The sequence below is a fragment of the Hydrogenophaga sp. 2FB genome (assembly GCF_005503365.1).
GTDB lineage: Bacteria > Pseudomonadota > Gammaproteobacteria > Burkholderiales > Burkholderiaceae_C > Hydrogenophaga.
In genome coordinates this window covers 44,481-62,283 of the sequence record NZ_SCML01000003.1, presented here as the reverse complement: position 1 = coordinate 62,283, position 17,803 = coordinate 44,481, and the positions used below count along the sequence as shown (strand labels likewise).

The 17,803-nt window shown below is 68.2% G+C and carries 16 protein-coding genes; 8 read left to right on the top strand and 8 right to left on the bottom strand.

Annotation, left to right across the window (positions count from 1 at the left end; genetic code table 11):
* Nucleotides 1-39: 39 nt before the first annotated feature.
* A complete protein-coding gene (locus tag FFS09_RS02465) occupies nt 40-1,626 on the bottom strand; it encodes a glycerol-3-phosphate dehydrogenase/oxidase (protein ID WP_252374198.1) in 1,587 nt (528 codons plus the stop codon).
* Between the two features lie 125 nt (nt 1,627-1,751).
* Between FFS09_RS02465 and glpK the strand changes: the two genes are divergently transcribed.
* The gene (gene glpK / locus FFS09_RS02460; RefSeq protein ID WP_137917282.1) at nt 1,752-3,245 is read left to right on the top strand and encodes a glycerol kinase GlpK; all 1,494 of its coding nucleotides are present in this window, start codon (nt 1,752-1,754) and stop codon (nt 3,243-3,245) included.
* Nucleotides 3,246-3,267: 22 nt separating this feature from the next.
* Entirely contained in the window at nt 3,268-4,098 is an 831-nt protein-coding gene (proC, locus tag FFS09_RS02455; RefSeq protein ID WP_137917281.1) for a pyrroline-5-carboxylate reductase, read from the top strand.
* A gap of 13 nt (nt 4,099-4,111) precedes the next feature.
* Here the strand turns inward: proC and FFS09_RS02450 are convergent, their stop codons facing one another.
* Genes FFS09_RS02450 through FFS09_RS02440 form a run of 3 tightly spaced genes read right to left on the bottom strand, consistent with a single transcriptional unit; the run spans nt 4,112 to nt 7,124 of the window.
* Complete coding sequence (locus FFS09_RS02450) at nt 4,112-5,323, bottom strand: FAD-dependent oxidoreductase (RefSeq protein ID WP_137917280.1); 1,212 nt, start codon at nt 5,321-5,323, stop codon at nt 4,112-4,114.
* Complete coding sequence (locus tag FFS09_RS02445) at nt 5,323-6,519, bottom strand: amidohydrolase family protein (RefSeq protein ID WP_137917279.1); 1,197 nt, start codon at nt 6,517-6,519, stop codon at nt 5,323-5,325. The genes FFS09_RS02450 and FFS09_RS02445 overlap by 1 nt, the downstream gene beginning before the upstream one ends.
* A gap of 23 nt (nt 6,520-6,542) precedes the next feature.
* Nucleotides 6,543-7,124, bottom strand: a complete 582-nt coding sequence (locus FFS09_RS02440) for an amino acid synthesis family protein (RefSeq protein ID WP_171019840.1) — start codon at nt 7,122-7,124, stop codon at nt 6,543-6,545.
* Between the two features lie 87 nt (nt 7,125-7,211).
* On the opposite strand from FFS09_RS02440, the gene FFS09_RS02435 reads away from it, so the two are divergent.
* Genes FFS09_RS02435 through FFS09_RS02425 form a run of 3 tightly spaced genes read left to right on the top strand, consistent with a single transcriptional unit; the run spans nt 7,212 to nt 9,587 of the window.
* Nucleotides 7,212-7,892 carry a DUF4286 family protein gene (locus FFS09_RS02435; protein ID WP_137917277.1) on the top strand — a complete coding sequence of 227 codons (681 nt, stop codon included), beginning with the start codon at nt 7,212-7,214 and terminating at the stop codon, nt 7,890-7,892.
* Between the two features lie 20 nt (nt 7,893-7,912).
* On the top strand, nt 7,913-8,590 hold the full coding sequence (locus tag FFS09_RS02430) for a GntR family transcriptional regulator (RefSeq protein ID WP_171019839.1): 678 nt from the start codon (nt 7,913-7,915) through the stop codon (nt 8,588-8,590).
* Nucleotides 8,591-8,618: 28 nt separating this feature from the next.
* The gene (locus tag FFS09_RS02425) at nt 8,619-9,587 is read left to right on the top strand and encodes a Bug family tripartite tricarboxylate transporter substrate binding protein (protein ID WP_171019838.1); all 969 of its coding nucleotides are present in this window, start codon (nt 8,619-8,621) and stop codon (nt 9,585-9,587) included.
* A 12-nt stretch (nt 9,588-9,599) separates the two neighbouring features.
* Here FFS09_RS02425 and ubiA read toward each other — a convergent pair whose 3' ends face one another.
* The 4 genes from ubiA to recG form a co-directional block, all read right to left on the bottom strand.
* Nucleotides 9,600-10,454: a 4-hydroxybenzoate octaprenyltransferase gene (ubiA, locus tag FFS09_RS02420; RefSeq protein ID WP_137917274.1), complete on the bottom strand. Its 855-nt coding sequence runs from the start codon at nt 10,452-10,454 to the stop codon at nt 9,600-9,602.
* 136 nt (nt 10,455-10,590) lie between these two features.
* Nucleotides 10,591-11,094 (bottom strand): Dps family protein, encoded by a 504-nt coding sequence (locus FFS09_RS02415; RefSeq protein WP_137917273.1) that lies wholly within the window; start codon nt 11,092-11,094, stop codon nt 10,591-10,593.
* A 45-nt stretch (nt 11,095-11,139) separates the two neighbouring features.
* Entirely contained in the window at nt 11,140-12,099 is a 960-nt protein-coding gene (locus tag FFS09_RS02410) for a hydrogen peroxide-inducible genes activator (RefSeq protein ID WP_137917272.1), read from the bottom strand.
* 55 nt (nt 12,100-12,154) lie between these two features.
* Nucleotides 12,155-14,251 (bottom strand): ATP-dependent DNA helicase RecG, encoded by a 2,097-nt coding sequence (gene recG, locus FFS09_RS02405; RefSeq protein WP_137917271.1) that lies wholly within the window; start codon nt 14,249-14,251, stop codon nt 12,155-12,157.
* 70 nt (nt 14,252-14,321) lie between these two features.
* Here recG and queA point away from each other — a divergent pair, with 70 nt between their 5' ends.
* From queA to FFS09_RS02390, 3 genes are read left to right on the top strand one after another with little or no spacing between them, the layout of a single operon-like run.
* The gene (gene queA, locus FFS09_RS02400) at nt 14,322-15,422 is read left to right on the top strand and encodes a tRNA preQ1(34) S-adenosylmethionine ribosyltransferase-isomerase QueA (protein ID WP_137917270.1); all 1,101 of its coding nucleotides are present in this window, start codon (nt 14,322-14,324) and stop codon (nt 15,420-15,422) included.
* Between the two features lie 10 nt (nt 15,423-15,432).
* A complete protein-coding gene (locus FFS09_RS02395; RefSeq protein WP_252374197.1) occupies nt 15,433-16,530 on the top strand; it encodes a saccharopine dehydrogenase family protein in 1,098 nt (365 codons plus the stop codon).
* 4 nt (nt 16,531-16,534) lie between these two features.
* Nucleotides 16,535-17,800 (top strand): PQQ-dependent sugar dehydrogenase, encoded by a 1,266-nt coding sequence (locus tag FFS09_RS02390; protein WP_171019837.1) that lies wholly within the window; start codon nt 16,535-16,537, stop codon nt 17,798-17,800.
* Nucleotides 17,801-17,803: the final 3 nt, after the last annotated feature.

Below are 17,803 nucleotides of genomic sequence, written 5' to 3'. Positions count from 1 at the left end.
AGCGAAGCCGCGAATTATGGCATGAATCCAAACTTCGCGTCAACCAGCCAATGCGGCCGCTGGCAGGTACCGCTTGCAGAGCGCTTGAAAAGACGCCAGTTCCGGGTCGGCACCGAGCTCTTCGGCCAGGATCGCCTCCACGGCGGGCGCAAGGCGGTGGGCCTCGGCGGCGTCCAGGAACAGGACACGCCAGCGCCGCGCCAGCACATCTTCGACCGTCTGGGCGTATTCGAAGCGGACCGCGTAACGCACCATGGCCTCGGTCAGACCGGCCCCGAGGACATTGGCTTGTCCCGGGCATGCCGCTACCTGCGGCCCTTGCGAACCGTACAGGTGCAGCCCGGGCGCCGCGTGCAGCGGTGTGGTCGGGCTGGCGGTGGCCGCTCCCAGCAACACGTGGGACGCGCTCTGGCCGCTGGCGCGGTAGGGCAGCAATCGGCTGGCGAAGCAGCGTGCGAGCACGTCCTCGGCCATGGCGCGGTAGGTGGTCCATTTGCCGCCGGTGACCGTGACCAGGCCGTTGGCGTCGACCACGATGGTGTGTTCGCGCGACAACACTTTGGTGCCACCCTCGGCGGCTTCGGGCGCCGCCACCAGCGGGCGCAGGCCCACCCAGAGGCTGCGGACATCTTCGCGGCGCACCGGCCGACTCAGCGCCTGGCTGGCTTCACCGAGGATGAATTCGAGCTCTTCGGCAAAGGCATCGGGCTCGCGCGGCAGGTCGCGGCGCGGGGTGTCGGTGGTGCCGAGCACAAGCTTGCCCAGCCAGGGCACGGCAAACAGCACCCGGCCGTCGCGGGTTTTGGGCACCAGCAGGGCGTGGCCGCCCGGGAGGAAATCGCGGTCCACCACGACGTGCACACCCTGGCTGGGACTGACCATGCGGGAGGCTGCGCCCTGGTTCGCCGCCGGCTGGGTGTGGTCGCGCAAGGCGTCCACCCAGACGCCAGTGGCGTTGACCACGCACCGGGCCTGCAATTGGAGCAACACGCCGCCGCGCCGGTCGGTCACGTCCAGCAACGAAAGCGGGGCGTCGCCGCTGGAGAGCTGCCGAACGGCGGTGACCTCGGCGTAGTTCAGCACTTGGGCGCCCGCAGCCTCGGCGCTGCGGGCAAGCGCGAGCGCCAGACGCGCGTCGTCGAACTGGCCGTCCCAATACTTGACGCCACCGCGCAGACCCTTTGGCTGGACGCCGGGCAATGCCTGCAGGGTTTGTTCGCGGTTCAGGAACTCGGTCCGCCCCAGGCCCGCGCCACCGGCCAGCAGGTCGTACAGCTTGAGGCCGAGGCCGTAAAACGGCGTCTGCCACCAGCGGTAGGACGGCATGACGAAGGGCAGCGGTTGCGCCAGGTGCGGTGCGATGCGCAGCACCGTGGCGCGCTCGGCCAAGGCTTCGCGCACCAGCGCCAGGTTGCCCTGCGCGAGGTAACGCACACCGCCGTGCAACAGCTTGGTGGACCGGGACGAGGTTCCGCCCGCGAAGTCGTGTGATTCCAGCAACACCACCGAAAAGCCGCGCAGCGCCGCATCGAGCGCCACGCCGAGGCCGGTCGCGCCCCCTCCGACCACCGCCAGGTCGAACACGCCGTGGCGGGGCAACGATTCAAGCAGTTCTGCACGTTTCATAAGGAGAGAGGGCATGGTCACATCGGTTCGGCGGGCCATTCTTCCATGTGACGGCCGAGTGACCATGCGGTTTTTCGATTATGTTGCCCGTTGATCGTCCTCAGAGCCCGTACACAGGAGACACCATGACCTACCTGCTCGCCCTGGACCAGGGCACCTCCAGTTCGCGCAGCATCGTGTTCGACCGCCGGGGCCGCGTGGTCACCATGGCGCAGTGCGAGTTCCGCCAGATCTACCCGCAGCCGGGCTGGGTGGAGCACGACCCGCGCGACCTGTGGCAGACGCAACTGGAGACCGCGCGCGAAGCGCTGAAGCAGGCGAAGCTGCGCGCCGACCAGATTCAGGCCGTGGGCATCACCAACCAGCGCGAAACCACGCTGGTGTGGAACCGCCAGACCGGCGAGCCGGTCCACAACGCCATCGTCTGGCAGGACCGCCGCGCCGAAAGCACCTGTGCCGAGTTGCGCGAGCGCGGCATGAGCGACACCGTGCTGCAGAAAACCGGGCTGCGCATCGATGCCTATTTCTCCGGCACCAAACTCAAGTGGATTCTGGACAACGTGCCCGGCGCGCGCGCGCAGGCCGAGCGCGGCGAACTCGCCTTCGGCACGGTGGACAGCTGGTTGATCTGGCAACTCACGGGCGGCGATCGCCACGTGACCGACGTGAGCAACGCCTCGCGCACCATGTTGTTCAACGTGCACACGCGCGAATGGGACGACGACCTGCTGGCCCTGCTCGACGTGCCGAAAAGCCTGATGCCCGAAGCCCTGCCGTCGAGCGCGCACTTCGGCCAGATGAAGGCCGAGTGGCTGGGCGCGCCGCTGGAGATCGGCGGCGTGGCCGGCGACCAGCAAAGCGCGCTCTTCGGCCAGGCCTGCTTCACCGCCGGCATGGCCAAGAACACCTATGGCACGGGCTGCTTCCTGCTCATGCACACCGGCGAGCGTTTCCAGGTCAGCCAGAACGGCCTCATCACCACCGCCACCGCGCAACCGGCCGGCACGCCGCAGTACGCACTGGAAGGCAGCGTGTTCATTGGCGGCGCGGTGGTGCAGTGGCTGCGCGACGGCCTGCACGCGATCAAGTCCAGCGGCGAGGTGCAGCTGCTCGCCGAGAGCGTGCCCGACGCGGGCGGCGTGATGCTCGTGCCGGCCTTCACCGGCCTGGGCGCGCCCTACTGGCAACCGGATGCGCGCGGCAGCATCACCGGTCTCACGCGCGGCAGCACCATCGCCCACATTGCGCGCGCCGCGCTGGAGAGCATCGCCTTTCAAAGCGCGGCCTTGCTCGACGCCATGGCGCGCGACGCCGTTGCGGCCGGCGGCGTGCCGGTGAGCGAGTTGCGGGTGGACGGCGGCGCCTGCTCGAACAACCTCCTGATGCAGATCCAGGCCGACCTGCTCGGTATTCCGGTGGTGCGCCCCGAGGTGATCGAAACCACGGCCCTCGGCGCAGCGTATCTGGCGGGCCTGCACAGCGGCGTGTACGGTGGGCTGGACGAACTCACCCGGCAATGGCGTGCCGAACGCACCTTCCACCCCACGCTGTCGCGCGAGCGCGCGGCGGAAAAAATGGCGCAATGGGAGCACGCGGTGCGCCAGACCGTGGCGCCGTGAGCCGACGCGCGACAATGGAGCGATGAACACCGCATCCACCCACCCCACCATCACTTTCATCGGCGGCGGCAACATGGCCAGCGCCATCGTTGGCGGCCTGATCCGCCAGGGCCATCCCGCGAGCGCATTGCAGATCGTTGAACCCTGGGACGAGCAACGCACGAAGCTGGAACAACAGTTCCCCGGCATGGCATTGCTGCCCGCTGCCAGCGCGGCGCTCAAGCCTTCGAACCTCGTGGTGTGGGCCGTGAAACCGCAAACCTTCAAGGAAGCCGCGCTCGCCAGCCAGCCGCACCTGGCCAACGCGCTGCACCTGAGCGTGGCCGCCGGCATCACCAGCGAGAGCATGGCCGGCTGGTTGCAGACCCAGCGCATCGTGCGCGCCATGCCGAACACACCGGCGCTCGTCGGCCTGGGCATGACGGGTCTGTATGCCCGCGCGGGTGCCGGCGATGGCGACCGCGCGCTGGTCGAAGCCGTTGTGAAGACCACCGGGGACCTGGTGTGGGTAGCCGAGGAAGCGCAGCTCGACGCCGTCACCGCGCTCTCGGGCTCGGGTCCGGCCTACGTGTTCTATTTCCTCGAAGCCATGCGGGACGCGGGCAGCCGCATGGGCCTGCCGCCCGAGGTGGCCTACCAGCTCGCCGTGGGCACCTTCGTCGGCGCGGCCACGCTGGCACAGCGCTCGGAAGACCCGCCGCAGACGCTGCGCGAGCGCGTCACCTCCAAGGGTGGCACGACCTACGCGGCGCTCAGGTCGATGGACGCGGCGGGCCTGAAGGCGAAGTTCGAAGAGGCGCTGTTCGCGGCGCAGCACCGCGCGGAAGAACTCGGCAAGGAGTTCGGGCGCTGAGGTCGGCGCGGGTTCAGGCGATGTCGTTCGCCTGCCGCGCGCTGGCCAGCAGCGACGAGCGCATGAGGAACTGCTTCTGGCGCACCGGGTCGGCTTCGATCGCCCGCAGTTCGTCCAGGCGCTGCGCCCGCGCCGCCGGGTCGCGCTCCTCCAGCCGCTTCTTGTTCGAGATGGTTTGCTCCTGGATGAAGTCGACGTTGAGCTTGCGGCGGCGTCGGTCGTAACGATCGAGCTCGTCTTCGGAGGCACCGTTGCGCGCCGCCTCCAGTGTGGTCGCCAGTTCCATCGCATCGTGCACGCCGCAGTTCAGGCCGAGGCCACCGATGGGGTTGTTGAGGTGGGACGCATCGCCCGCCAGGTAGATGCGCCCCACGCGAAAGCGCGCCGCCACCCGCTGGTGCACGTTGTAGATGTTGCGGTGGACGACGTCGTCGAGCGAGCAGCTCTCGTCAATGCCTTGCAAGCGCGCGCGGACCGCACCGTCGCTCAAGGCCTGCTCGTCGCTCTCCTGCTCCTGCGTAGGGAACACGGCGCGCCAGCGGCCGGCCATGTCGTCCCCGGCCACCTTGAACAGGTTGGCCCACTCCTGCGAACCCGCCAGGTAGTTGCGGTAGCAGCAGCCCAGGGACTTCTCGAAATCGTGCAGCGTGGTCAACACGGTGAAGCGCTCGGGCCAGGTGTAGCCCTCGAACGGGATCTCCAATGCCTTGCGGATCACGCTGCGCCCGCCGTCCGAGGCCACCAGGTAGTCCGCGCTGAGGCGTTCGGTGCCGCCAACGGATTCCACCGTCACCGTCACGGCGTTCGCGTCTTGCTCGACCGCGGTGACGCGTGTGCCGGAGCGGAACGCGGTGTCGGGAAAGGTCGCGAGCCGGTCCAGCCCGATGCGCACCAGCTTGTGCTGCTCGGTCTGCACGACGAAGGGGAACGCGGTTTCGTCCTTCAGCAGATCGTGGTCGAACTGCGCCACGCGGCTGCGCGTGTCGCGGTCCCAGAACTGGAAGTAGCGCGCCACCAACCCGCGGTCGATGAAGGTGTCGATGATGCCGACCTGGTGCAGGTACTCCAGCGTGGACGGGTGGGTGGTGGCCGCGCGCGGGTTGTCGTCGATGCGGTCCGCCGCCTCCAGCAGGGTGACGCGAAAGCCGCGCTGCGCGCACGCGATGGCGGCGACCACGCCCACCGGCCCCGCGCCAGCCACGATCACATGTTGGGATTTGCTCATCAGTGGCCTCCACCGGAAAAGTCGTGCGGGATCTGATTGCGCGCGACGCGCACGGTTTTCATCGACGCCGGCGTGTTGCGGCTGCGGCCGACGAAGCGGGGAATGCCGTTGGTCACCACCGCGGCCACGGCGGCGATGTCGCCGTTCTTCAGCGCGTCCAGCGCGTTGTGCTTCGATCCACCGACACAGGCATCGAGGATGACCACGTCGGCGTCCTTGCCGGCCCGCAGGAAGCCGTTGTTCAGGCCATAGACGCGCGCGTTGTTGCCGGTGGCCGCCGCGATCGCCCATTCGACCGGCATGTTGCCCAGGCTGGCGAGGTGGGTGATGGTGTACATCATGCCCAGCGGCATGATGCCGCTGCCGGTCGGTGTGTCGGTGGCGATGAGAAAGCGGTCGAACTTGTCCGCCTGCATCGTCATCTCGCCCAGCAGCAGCGTGGTGCGCAGGTTGCCCGCCGTGCACACCTGCAGTGCGATCTCGCTCTCGTGCACCATGCGCGGGAACCCCTCGTCGGGCATGGCCACCGGTCCGCCGTTGACGTGGAAGGACACGTGCGGGTTCATCGCGATGAGGTGCTCGGCCCAGATGCCGGCCGAACCCGGAATGGACGAGCCGCCCGTGTGCACCGTGGTGATCATGCCGTGCTTGCGCGCCCAGGCGATCATGGGCACGTAGTCGTACGGTGTCAGCACGCCGCCAAACCCGGCCTTGGCCAGCCACACGCCTTGCGACGCCACGTCCGCGAAATCGGCCTCGGTCAGGCCCGGCTCCAGGATGATGGAGCCGGCGTGCACCTTCATGCCACCGGGGCGGAAGTCGTCAAAACATTTCTTCGCTGCCACCGCCAGCGCCTTTACGCCCGCCGGGTCCTTGGGCCGGCCCGGCACGTGCACCTCGGACGCGCTGATGCAGGTGGTGGTGCCCCCGTGCACATAGCTCTCGAGGAAGCCGACCGTCTTCTGGCGCGGCGTGTAATCGCCGAAGGTGTTGTGGATCTGCGAGTCGATCAGGCCAGGGATGGCGGTGGCGCCCCCCGCGTCGATCACGACGTCGCAAGCGTTCACCGCGTCGCAGGACGCCGTGCCCACCGACACGATCCGTCCACCCTCCATGAGGAGGGTGTCGCCGGCGCAGAACGGGTCGCGCCAGTCTCCCGAGACGATGGTCCCGAGGTTCACGATGGCAGTCTTCATGGCGGCTTTCCTTTGTTCAGGTTTCAGACAAGACCGTCGACGCCTTTGACGTCGGCGTGGGCGATGCCACCCACGCGGGCGTTCAGGCGCCCACGGCTGGCAAGACAGAAAATCATGGCGATTTCTTCGGGACCGGGCACATCGTGCAGCGTGAGCGTCATGCCGTTGTAGTGCGAGCGCACATAGACCGCGTGGCGGTGGTTCATGGGCACGTCGATCGGTGTGCCGGGCGTGACCACCTTGGTCATCGACGAAATCCAGGCCTTGCCACCACCAATGGCGCGGCGGATCGGCTCGGCGAAGTCGCTGGTCAACAAGGCATTGGCGTGCTCCTGCTCGCCATGGATGCCGACCAGGCCGGCCTTGCCGTAGCTCTCGACGCCGTGGCCCCCCATCGCCTGCACCGCCATGGCGCCCATGCGCTCGCCGATCCCGACGCTGGCACGAATATAGGGCGTGAGGTCTTCGACATAGCGCCCCGCGAAGGGGTTGTCCACGACCACCACCACGGCGGCCCTCACCAGCGGTGGCTCGGCCACCAGCCCCTGGTGGTCGATGAGTTGGTTGTCGATCACCGTCATGGTGCGTTTGATCTTCAGCTGCATGGCATCTCCTGGTTGTTCCGTGAAAAGGTGTTGCATTATTTTTGTCAGATCGTAGAATTGTCAAACAATTTATCGATCGAGGTCACCATGCAAGGCCACTCCATCCTGTTCTCCGAGATGACGCCGCCCCCCAACGAGGAGGCGTCTTTCAACCATTGGTACGACGAGGAACACATCCCGCTGCGCATGGGCGTGCCGGGCTTTCGCTCCGCCCAGCGCTACCGGTCGCTCAAGGACGCGAGCTACCTCGCGGTCTATGAGATGGATTCGCTGGACACGCTGCAATCCCCGGCCTACCAGCAAGTCAAGGGCCAACCCAGCGAACGCTCGCGCCACATGCTGGGTGCGGTCTCCGGCTTCACACGCTACCTGTGCGACACGATCTGGCAAGCCACCGCGCCGCACGCCACGGCCGACGCGCTGGGCGCGGCGGTGCTCTACCCGGTGTTCTTCAACGTGCCCGAAGCGCGGGAGGACGACTTCAACGCCTGGTACGAGCAGGACCACGTGCCCCTGCTGTTCGGCAACCAGGACTGGCTGATGTGCCGGCGCTTTCGCATCCGCGACGGCGAGCCCGGCCGTTGGACACACCTCGCCCTGCACTACCTCGCCCACGAAGACGCGCTGAACTCTCCCGAACGGAAGCGGGCGCGTGCCACACCCTGGCGCGCCCGCCTGGCCAGCGAACCCTGGTTCAACGCGCACTACCTGCTGTTCCAGCGCCAGGGCGCGCGGCAGACCGCCACCCATTCAGCAGCCCAAGCATGACAACGAGAGGAAACAACCCCATGGACCTGAAGATTCAAAGCCAGAGCGTGCAGGAACAAGCGGTCGAAAAAATGCGCACCGCCATCCTGCGCGGCGTGTTCCAGCCCGGCGAGAAGCTGGTCGAGGCCACCTTGGGCGAGATGCTCGGCATCAGCCGCGGCTCCTTGCGCGAGGCGCTGCGGCAGCTCGCGGCGGAGAAGCTGGTGACCATCATCCCCAACCGCGGGCCCTTCATCGCCGACGTCGGCATCGAAGAAGCGCTGGAGATCTACCACGTGCGCGCCATGCTCGAGGGCGAGGCCTGTTACCTGTACGCATCGCGCGCGGACGAAGCCGGCATCGAGCAGATGCGCCAGGCGCTCAAGGACTTCGAGCGCGCCGTGAAAAAGGGCGATGCACCCGAGCGCCTGGAATCCACCGCCCGCTTCTACCAGGTGATCCTCGCCGGCTGCGGCAACCGGATCATCGCGGAGATGCTGCAAGGCCTGATCGCCCGCATCAACTTCCTGCGATCGCGCTCCATGGCGACGCCCGGCCGCGCTCGCCACAGCCTGGCCGAGCTCACCGACATGTTCACGGCGATCGAAGCGCGCAACGCCCGGTCCGCGCGCGCGGCCGCTGTCCATCACGTTCAACAAGCCTGCGATGCCGCGCGCAGCTCATTCGAGGAGACATCGGAAGCGGCCCAAGCCAAATGATCCACGCCAGTCCAGAAAGGAAACCTCCATGCCCAGCCTTCGTGCCCTTGGCACCTTCCTCGTTCTCGCCCTCCTCGGTTCGGCCGCGTTAGCGCAGCAGAACTGGCCCAACAAACCCATCCGCATCCTGGTGCCGTTCGCAGCCGGTGGCAACACGGACAGCATCGCCCGTGTGACGGCCGAATCGCTGGCGCGCAAGCTCAACACCTCGGTGATCGTGGAGAACCGGCCCGGCGCCAACGGCGCATTGGCCGCCGAAGCCGTGATGCGCGCCCCGGCCGACGGCTACACCTTGTTCATGTCCACGGCGCCGCAGATGGCGATCCTGCCGCAGCTGACCAAGACCAAGTACGACCCGGTGAAGGACTTCGAGCCGATCTCGATCGTCGCGAGCAACGTGTTCGCGCTGGCGGTGGGGCCGGGCTCAACGGCCAAAACATTGTCGGAGTTCGTGGCCACGGCCAAGGCAGCGCCGGGCAAGGTGTCGTATGCCTCCGCAGGCAATGGCAGCGTGAGCCACCTGTCCATGGCGATGTTCGCGCAACGCGCGCAGCTGGACATGGTGCACATCACCTACAAGGGCGGCGCGCCCGCCATGGCCGACGTGATGGCCGGCCACATGCCGGTCTACTTTGCCAACGTGCCCGAAGTGCTGCCGCACATGGGTGGCAACCGCGTGCGCGTGCTCGCGGTTTCCAGCAGCAAGCGCCTGTCGCAGTTGCCCGATGTGCCAACCGTGTCGGAGGCCGGCTACGCGGGCTTTCGCTCGGCCACCTGGAACGGCTTGAGCGCGCCCGCCCAGACGCCCAAGGCCGTCGTCGACCGCATCGCGGCCGAACTCGCGGCCCTGGCGAAGGAGCCGGATTTCGTCGCGAAGATGGAGACCCTGGGCGTGCAGGTGGTGTGCAACACGCCGACCGAGTTCGCCGCGCAATTGCGCGAAGACATCGGCGTGTGGGGCCAGGCCATCAAGACCTCGGGCGCCAAGCTCGACTAGCGGCTGGACGGTTCAGCGCAGCAAGCCCAGCACCACGCCCGCGAACACGGTGAAGCCCAGCCAGTGGTTGAGCCGGAAGGCCTTGAAGCAGCCGTCGCGGGTGCGGTCCTTGATGAGACTGAAATGCCAGGCCACCTGGGCCAGCGCCACCACCAGCATGGCCATCCACACCCAGGGGTTCACCACGCTCCACAGTGCCCAGGTCCACACCGCGAGAAACACCAGGTAGAACGCGGTGACGGCGGGCACGTCGGCTTGGCCCAGCGTGATCGCCGAGGTCTTCATGCCGATGCGCAGGTCGTCGTCGCGGTCCACCATGGCGTACTCGGTGTCGTAGGCCAGCACCCAGAACAGGTTGCCGATCAGCAGCACCCAGGCCGGCAACGGCACCTGCGACTGCACCGCCGAAAAGGCCATGGGCACGCCGAAGCTGAACGCCACGCCCAGCACCGCCTGCGGCATGGACACATAGCGTTTCGCATACGGGTAGACCAGCGTGATCGCCAGCGCCGCGAACGACATCCATACCGTGAGCGTGTTGGTGGTGAGCACCAGCGCGAAGGCCGCCAGCGCCAGCACCGCGCCCACCGCGAGCGCCTCGCGCGTGGAGACCTTGCCGGAGGTGACCGGGCGCTGCGCGGTGCGCTTGACGTGTTTGTCGAAGTCGCGGTCGGCCACGTCGTTCACGCAGCAGCCGGCGCTGCGCATGAGGATGGTGCCGAACACGAACACCGCCAGCAGATGCCAGCCCGGGAAGCCGCCCGCCGCCACCCACAGCGCGGCCAGCGACGGCCACAACAGCAGCAGCCAGCCTGCGGGGCGGTTCCAGCGGATCAGGTCGAGGTAGAGGGCCAGACGCAAAGGCATGCGAAAACCGAAAAAAGAAAAGTGATTTTGGAGTGAAGCTCACCCCACCAAGAAATGCCGCGGATCCGGCTCCGCCGGTCCGCAGGCATTGCCCCCTTGAGGGGGTGACGCGCCACCGGCGCGGCGCGGGGGTGGGTTATTCCTCGAGCAAGGAGCGCAGCATCCACGCGGTCTGCTCGTGCACGGTCAGGCGCTGGGTCAGCAGGTCGGCGGTGGGCTCGTCACCGGCCTTGTCCACCACAGGGAACAGCTGGCGCGCCGTGCGCGCCACGGCTTCGTGGCCCTGCACCAGGATGCGCACCATCTCCAGCGCTTTCGGCGGCATGGCCGGCGCGTCGGGCACCGAGCTGAGCTTGCCGAACTGCGCGTAGCTGCCCGGCGCAGCGTGGCCCAGCGAACGGATGCGTTCGGCGACCGGATCGACCGCGTTCCACAACTCGGTGTATTGAGTCATGAACATCGTGTGCAGCGAGGTGAACATCGGACCGGTCACGTTCCAGTGGAAGTTGTGCGTGGTCAGGTACAGCGTGTACGTGTCGGCCAGCAAATGGGACAAGCCTTTGGCGATGGCGGCGCGGTCCTTCTCCGCGATGCCGATGTTGATCGAGGGGGCTGCGGCTTTTGCGCTGGTTTTGGCCATGGGTACTGCTCCTTGTGAAACGATGGAAAAAAAGAGAGAGAGAGGTTAAGACAAGCGTTTGACGCCCGGCAGCTCGCAGGCATAGATCGCGTTGCGCAGCTCGGCGATCGCCTCATAGCGCGTGAAGCTGCGCCGCCAGGCCAGCACCACGCGCCGCGTGGGCGCTTCGCCTTTGAACGGCAGGTAGCGCACATAAGAAGAGTCGCCGAAGTCCTGCCCCGGCGCGGTCGCGCCCTGCAACGCCGATGAGGGCACCGACAAACGCGGCACCAGCGTCACGCCCATGCCGGCGGCCACCATGTGCTTGATGGTCTCCAGCGACGAGCCTTCGAAGCTCTTGCGGATGCCCTCCGCGTCGTTGGAGAAGCGCGCGAATTCGGGGCAGACCTCGAGCACGTGGTCGCGGAAGCAGTGGCCGGTGCCCAGCAGCAGCATGGTCTCGCGCTTGAGTTCCTCGTTGGTGATGCTGTCCTGCCGGGCGAGCGGGTGCGTGTGGGGCACCGCCGCCAGGAAGGGTTCGTCGTACAGCGGCGCGATCGCGAGGTTGGTGTCGGGGAACGGCTCGGCCAGGATGGCGCAGTCGATCTCGCCCAGGCGCAGTTGCTCCAGCAGCTTGACGGTGAAGTTCTCCTGCAGCATCAGCGGCATCTGCGGCGTGCGGTCGATGACGTTGCGCACCAGGTCCGGCAGCAGGTAGGGGCCGATGGTGTAGATCACCCCCAGGCGCAACGGCCCGGCCAGCGGGTCCTTGCCGCGCTTGGCGATTTCCTTGATGGCCGCGGCCTGCTCCAGCACGGTCTGCGCCTGGCGCACGATGTCTTCGCCCAGCGGCGTGACGGCGATTTCGTTGGCGTTGCGCTCGAAGATCTTGAGCTCCAGCTCTTCTTCCAGCTTCTTGATGGCGACCGACAGCGTGGGCTGCGAGACGAAGCAGGCCTCGGCCGCTTTGCCGAAGTGCTTCTCGCGCGCCACGGCGACGATGTATTTGAGTTCGGTCAGCGTCATGACGAAGTATTTTGCGCCAGCGGCCTGGTGTGCGCTCGCCGCCGCACCCAAACACTCAGGCTTTCAGGTACTCCGCCTTGCCGCCCAACCAGCGCGCGATGTGTTTTTCCGCGGCCTGTGGGTATTGGGTGAGCATCACCGGCGCCGCCTCGCGCGCCCATTCGAGCAGGTGGGTGTCGGTGGCGAGATCGGCGAAACGCAGCAAGGGGGCACCCGACTGGCGTGCGCCGAGAAACTCGCCGGGGCCGCGGATCTCCAGGTCGCGCCGGGCAATCTCGAAGCCGTCGTTGGTGTCGGCCATGGCCCGCAGGCGCTCGCGCGCGGTCTCGCCCAGACGCCCCCCATCGGGTGGCGTGTACATCAACACACAGGCCGACGCCGCCGCGCCGCGGCCAACGCGGCCGCGCAGCTGGTGCAGTTGGGAGAGGCCGAAACGCTCGGCGTGTTCGATCACCATCAGCGAAGCATTGGGAACGTCCACCCCCACTTCGATCACGGTGGTGGAGACCAGCACGCCCATCTGCCCGGCGGTGAAGAGCGCCATCACGGCCTTCTTCTCCGCCACCGGCATGCGCGAATGGAGGAGGCCCACGAGGACGCCGGGCAAGGCCTGCGACAGTTCGGCGTGCGTGGCGGTGGCGTTCGACAGGTCGATCGCCTCGCTCTCCTCGATCAGCGGACAGACCCAGTAGACCTGCCGGCCTTGCGCGACCTGGCTGCGGATGCGCTCGACCACCTCGGCGCGGCGGCTGTCGGCGACCACCTTGGTGACGATGGGCGTGCGCCCGGGCGGCAGCTCGTCGATGGTGGAGACGTCGAGGTCGGCGTAATAGCTCATGGCGAGCGTGCGCGGGATCGGGGTGGCCGTCATCATGAGCAGGTGGGGCTCCTGCTCGGTGCCGTCCTCCGCCACGCCCACCTTGCTGCGCAGCGCCAGCCGCTGCGCCACCCCGAAGCGGTGTTGCTCGTCGATGATGGCCAGGGCGAGGTTCTTGAAGACCACCTGTTCCTGGATGACGGCGTGCGTGCCCACCACCAGCGCCGCTTCGCCGCTGGCGATCAGCGCGAGCATTTCGCCGCGCTGCTTTTTCTTCTGGCTGCCGGTGAGCCAGGCCACGCGTTTGCCCAGCGGCGCGAGCAGCGGCTCCAGCCAGCCGATGAGTTTGGCGAAGTGCTGCTCGGCCAGGATTTCGGTCGGCGCCATCAGCGCGCACTGCCAGCCCGCGTCGATCGCGATGGCAGCGGCGAGCGCGGCCACCACCGTCTTGCCCGAGCCCACGTCGCCCTGCAGCAGGCGGTGCATCGGCACCTGGCGCGTCAGATCGTGCGCGATTTCCTCGCCCACGCGGCGCTGCGCGGTGGTGAGCTGAAAGGGCAACACCCCCAGCAACTGCTCGTGCAAGCCGCCCGGCGCGGCGCGCAAGGCCGGCGCGCGCAAAGCCGCACGCTCCTGCTTGGCGGTGAACTGCGACAACTGCTGGGCCAGCAACTCCTCGGCCTTGAGGCGCTGCCAGGCGGGGTGGCTGCGGTCTTCCAGGGCGTCGAGCGACACGTCCGGCCCCGGGTGGTGCAGGTAGCGCAAGGCGTCGCGCAGGGTCCAGGTGCCGCGCACCACCGCCTGCAAGCCGCCCAGCAACGCCGGTGGCAACGTCTCGCTCAGGTCCGCGCGCTGCACACCGCTGGCCACAGCCTTGCGCAGATACGCCTGCGGCAACTGCGCGCTGGTCGGGTAGACGGGCGTGAGCGCATCGGGCAATTCGCCACCCGCCGCGTGGAACGCGGGGTGCACCATGGTCCAGCCCAGGAAGCCGCCGCGCAGTTCACCACGCACGCGCACCCTTTCGCCCACGGCCAATGTTTTCTGGTGCGCCGGGTAGAAGGTGAAGAAGCGCAGCGTGCAGGTGTCGGTGCCGTCGTCCAGCGTCACCAGCAACTGGCGGCGCGGGCGAAAGCTGATTTCGTTGTTCGTCACCGTGCCTTCGATCTGCGCCAGCTGCCCGTCGCGCGCGCCGCGCAGCGTGACGATGCGCGTCTCGTCCTCGTAGCGCAGCGGCAGGTGCAGCGCCAGGTCGATGTCGCGCACCAGCCCGAGTTTGTGCATGGCCTTCTGCGGGGCGGAGAGCGGCTTGCGGGTCGGGGCGGCATCGGGCATGGGACAATTCTGCCCGGTTCTTCATCGTCTCCTTTTCACTTGGCACGGGCTTGTTCAGCCCTCAAGCAGCATGACCTCTTCTTCCGACACCGTCGCGCGCGCCTTCACCGTCGCCGACTTCGATTTCCAACTCCCCTCCGAGCTGATCGCCCAGCACCCCGCGCCCGAGCGCAGTGCCTCGCGTTTGCTCGACGGCACGGGCGATGCGCCGGTGGACCGCATCTTTCGCGACCTGCCCTCGTTGCTCAACGCGGGCGACCTGCTGGTGTTCAACGACACGCAAGTCGTGAAAGCGCGCCTCTTCGGCCAGAAGGCCAGCGGCGGCCAGCTCGAGATGCTGATCGAGCGCGTGCTGCTGCCGCACGAAGCCCTCGACGGTTCGGCGCACGAAGTGGTGGCGCACGTGCGTGTGAGCAAGAAGCCGCAGCCCGGTGGACGGCTGCACATGGCCGGCGGCCTTGAAGGCGGTGGCTTCGACGCGGTCTACCTCGGGCGCTGGCCCGACGCGCAAGGCCAGCTGTTCCGCTTCCGCCTGCACGGCCCTGCGGACGACACGCCGTACGACCTGATGGCGCGCCACGGCCACGTGCCGCTGCCACCCTACATCGACCACGGCGACGATGCGGACGACGAGCGCCGCTACCAGACCGTGTTCGCGCGCGTGCCCGGTGCGGTGGCCGCGCCCACCGCCGCGCTGCACTTCGACGACGCCGTGCTGGCCGCGCTCGACGCGCGCGGCGTGCGGCGCGCCAGCGTCACGCTGCACGTGGGCGCGGGCACTTTCGCGCCCATGAAAGCCGGGCGCATCGAAGACCACGTGATGCACCACGAGCGCTACGCCATCCCGCCCGACACCTTGCAAGCCATCGCCGATTGCCGCGCGCGCGGCGGCCGCGTGGTCGCCGTGGGCACGACCACCGTGCGCACGCTGGAGAGCTGGGCGCGCTCGGGCGAGACGCAGGGCGACACCAACATCTTCATCACCCCGGGCTTCGGCTTTCGCGTGGTGGACCTGATGGTCACCAACTTCCACCTGCCGCAGTCCACGCTGATGATGCTGGTGAGCGCCTTCGCCGGCTACGACCACATCCGCGCGCTGTACGACCACGCCATCGCGCAGCGCTACCGCTTCTTCAGCTATGGCGATGCCATGCTGCTGCGCCGTTCCTGAGAAAGCCCGCATGCCACCGCTGAAGACACTGGTGTTGGGCGGGTATGGCAACTTCGGCGCGCGTCTGGTTCGCTCGCTGGCGCGCGACGCAGAGTTGCAAGTCGTGGTGGGAGGGCGCGACGCGGACCGCGCGAACCGCCTGGCCGCCGAGTTGGGCGGCAGCGTGTCGGCCCTGCGGATCGATGCGGGCAACACGGAACTCGCCACGGTTCTGCGCGCAGAAGGCATTGGCCTGGTCATCCACACCGCCGGGCCATTCCAGGCACAGGGCTACGCGGTCGCGCGCGCCTGTGCCGAGGCGGGCTGCCACTACATCGACCTCGCCGACGGCCGCCGCTTCGTCTGCGACTTTCCCGCCGCGCTGCACGACAGCTTCGTGCGCGCCGGTCGCACCGCCATCAGCGGCGCCAGCACGGTGCCCGCGCTGTCGTCGGCGGTGGTCGATCACCTCACCGAGGGGTGGCAGGCCATCCATGCGATCGACATCTGCATCGCACCGGCACAAACCGCGCCGCGCGGTGCGGCCACGATCGCGGGCGTGCTCAGCTATTGCGGCGCACCCGTTGAGGTGTGGCGCGACGGCGCGTGGCAACAGGACTCGGGTTGGGAAAAGCGGCAGCGCGTCGAATTCGCGCGCATGCGCCCTCGCCTGGGGGCCTTGTGCGATGTGCCCGACCTGGAACTCTTCCCCGCGCGCTACCGGGTGCGCGACGAGATGCGGGTGGAGGCCGCACTCGAGGTGCCACTGTCGCAACGCGCGTTCTCCTGGATGGCCACCGCACGCCGGCGGGGTTGGCTGAACCGGCCGGAGCGACTGGCCCCATGGCTCAACACGCTCGCGCCGCTGCTCGACCCCTGGGGCAGCGCGCTGGGCGGCATGGTGGTGCGCGTCGCGGGCCTCGACGCGAAGGGCCAGGCGATCCGCCGCGCCTGGCACGTGACGGCAGGCCTCGGCCATGGACCGGAAATCCCCACCATGCCCGCCCTCCTGCTCGCGCGGCAGCTCCACGCCCTGCCGCCTGGTGCGCACACCGCCGCGGGTCTGCTGCCGCTGAGCGCGTTTGCCGACGAGTTCCGGCGCTGGGGCATGCCCACGGACGAGGAATGAACGCATGACGCCACAACCCCACCGCTTTTGCCACAGCCCCATGCGATCCTCCGTCGCGAATCGCCTCGCCGCGCTGCTCATCACACCGCTGCTGCCGCACGCCACGCCCGCCGCCGAGCCGCCCTACGCGGCAAAGGCCACCTGCGCCGGTCACCCCGGCGTGGCGCTCACCGTGCCCGCTGGCTGGTGCGCGGGCCTGGTGGCCGATGCGCGCGATGGCCTGCGCATGCCGCGCCGCCTGCTTGAGATAGCGCCGCACCGGTTCTGGATCGTCGACATGGGCAACTGGGAACCGCGCCGAGGCCGCCTGCTCGAACTGCGCACCGACATCGCACGCGGTCAGCCGGGGCGCGTGCGCGTGCTGGCCTCCGGCATGGACCGCCCACACGGACTGGCGAAAGGGCCGGACGGGCGCATCTACATTGGCGAAGCCGGTACGGTGTGGCGCACGCCGGTGGGCGAGGCTGTGCAGCGGCAAGACGTCATCACCGACCTGCCCGCCGACGGCGCGCACCCCCTCAAGGAACTGGCGTTCACGCCCGATGGCCGTCTGCTGGTCAACATGGGTTCGATCACCGACGCCTGCCGCGGCGAAGACCAACAACAGCCCTTGCCCTGCCCCGAGATGGCGGGACCCAAGCCACGTGCCGCCGTGTACGTGGCCACCTTCGGTGGCAGCGATTTCGCGCTGCAAAGCTTCAAGCCATTGGCGACCAGCCTGCGCAACTCCCTCGGCCTGGCCAGCACCACCGCGCGCGACGGCACGGTGCGCTTGTGGCAAGCAGAGAACTCGGTGGACTACACCGATACCACGCTGCCCGCCGAGGAACTCAACGAACTGAAAGAAGGCGCGTCCTACGGCTGGCCCTATTGCGTGAGCGATGCGAAAGGCAAGGCCGTGCCGGCGCGTGGCTATGAAGGCCGGGCGCGTTGCACTCAAACCGCCGCAGCGCATGCGGCGTGGCCGGCACACGTGGCGCCGCTGCAGCTGCTCGCCGCACCGAAGGATGTGTCCAGGGGTCCGTTCGCGGGTCGGCTGCTGGCGGTCTGGCACGGTTACCGCACGGGCGGCCACCGCATCGTGGCCTGGCGGCTCGACGACCAGGGCCGCCCCACGGGTGCCCGCGAAAACCTCGTGAGCGGCTGGCAGGCTCAGAAGGGCGTTCGCCCGATGGGCACACCGGCCGGCATCACCTTCGATGCCGAAGGCCGCCTGTGGATCGTCGAAGACCGCAACAAGACGGTCATCGTGATCGCACGGCAACCTTGAACG

What these genes read in the sequence shown, in the direction of transcription:
- FFS09_RS02465 (WP_252374198.1), bottom strand. Translation starts at nt 1,626, where the DNA reads ATGAAACGTGCAGAACTGCTTGAATCGTTGCCCCGCCACGGCGTGTTC.
- glpK (WP_137917282.1), top strand. Translation starts at nt 1,752, where the DNA reads ATGACCTACCTGCTCGCCCTGGACCAGGGCACCTCCAGTTCGCGCAGC.
- proC (WP_137917281.1), top strand. Translation starts at nt 3,268, where the DNA reads ATGAACACCGCATCCACCCACCCCACCATCACTTTCATCGGCGGCGGC.
- FFS09_RS02450 (WP_137917280.1), bottom strand. Translation starts at nt 5,323, where the DNA reads ATGAGCAAATCCCAACATGTGATCGTGGCTGGCGCGGGGCCGGTGGGC.
- FFS09_RS02445 (WP_137917279.1), bottom strand. Translation starts at nt 6,519, where the DNA reads ATGAAGACTGCCATCGTGAACCTCGGGACCATCGTCTCGGGAGACTGG.
- FFS09_RS02440 (WP_171019840.1), bottom strand. Translation starts at nt 7,124, where the DNA reads ATGCAGCTGAAGATCAAACGCACCATGACGGTGATCGACAACCAACTC.
- FFS09_RS02435 (WP_137917277.1), top strand. Translation starts at nt 7,212, where the DNA reads ATGCAAGGCCACTCCATCCTGTTCTCCGAGATGACGCCGCCCCCCAAC.
- FFS09_RS02430 (WP_171019839.1), top strand. Translation starts at nt 7,913, where the DNA reads ATGGACCTGAAGATTCAAAGCCAGAGCGTGCAGGAACAAGCGGTCGAA.
- FFS09_RS02425 (WP_171019838.1), top strand. Translation starts at nt 8,619, where the DNA reads ATGCCCAGCCTTCGTGCCCTTGGCACCTTCCTCGTTCTCGCCCTCCTC.
- ubiA (WP_137917274.1), bottom strand. Translation starts at nt 10,454, where the DNA reads ATGCCTTTGCGTCTGGCCCTCTACCTCGACCTGATCCGCTGGAACCGC.
- FFS09_RS02415 (WP_137917273.1), bottom strand. Translation starts at nt 11,094, where the DNA reads ATGGCCAAAACCAGCGCAAAAGCCGCAGCCCCCTCGATCAACATCGGC.
- FFS09_RS02410 (WP_137917272.1), bottom strand. Translation starts at nt 12,099, where the DNA reads ATGACGCTGACCGAACTCAAATACATCGTCGCCGTGGCGCGCGAGAAG.
- recG (WP_137917271.1), bottom strand. Translation starts at nt 14,251, where the DNA reads ATGCCCGATGCCGCCCCGACCCGCAAGCCGCTCTCCGCCCCGCAGAAG.
- queA (WP_137917270.1), top strand. Translation starts at nt 14,322, where the DNA reads ATGACCTCTTCTTCCGACACCGTCGCGCGCGCCTTCACCGTCGCCGAC.
- FFS09_RS02395 (WP_252374197.1), top strand. Translation starts at nt 15,433, where the DNA reads ATGCCACCGCTGAAGACACTGGTGTTGGGCGGGTATGGCAACTTCGGC.
- FFS09_RS02390 (WP_171019837.1), top strand. Translation starts at nt 16,535, where the DNA reads ATGACGCCACAACCCCACCGCTTTTGCCACAGCCCCATGCGATCCTCC.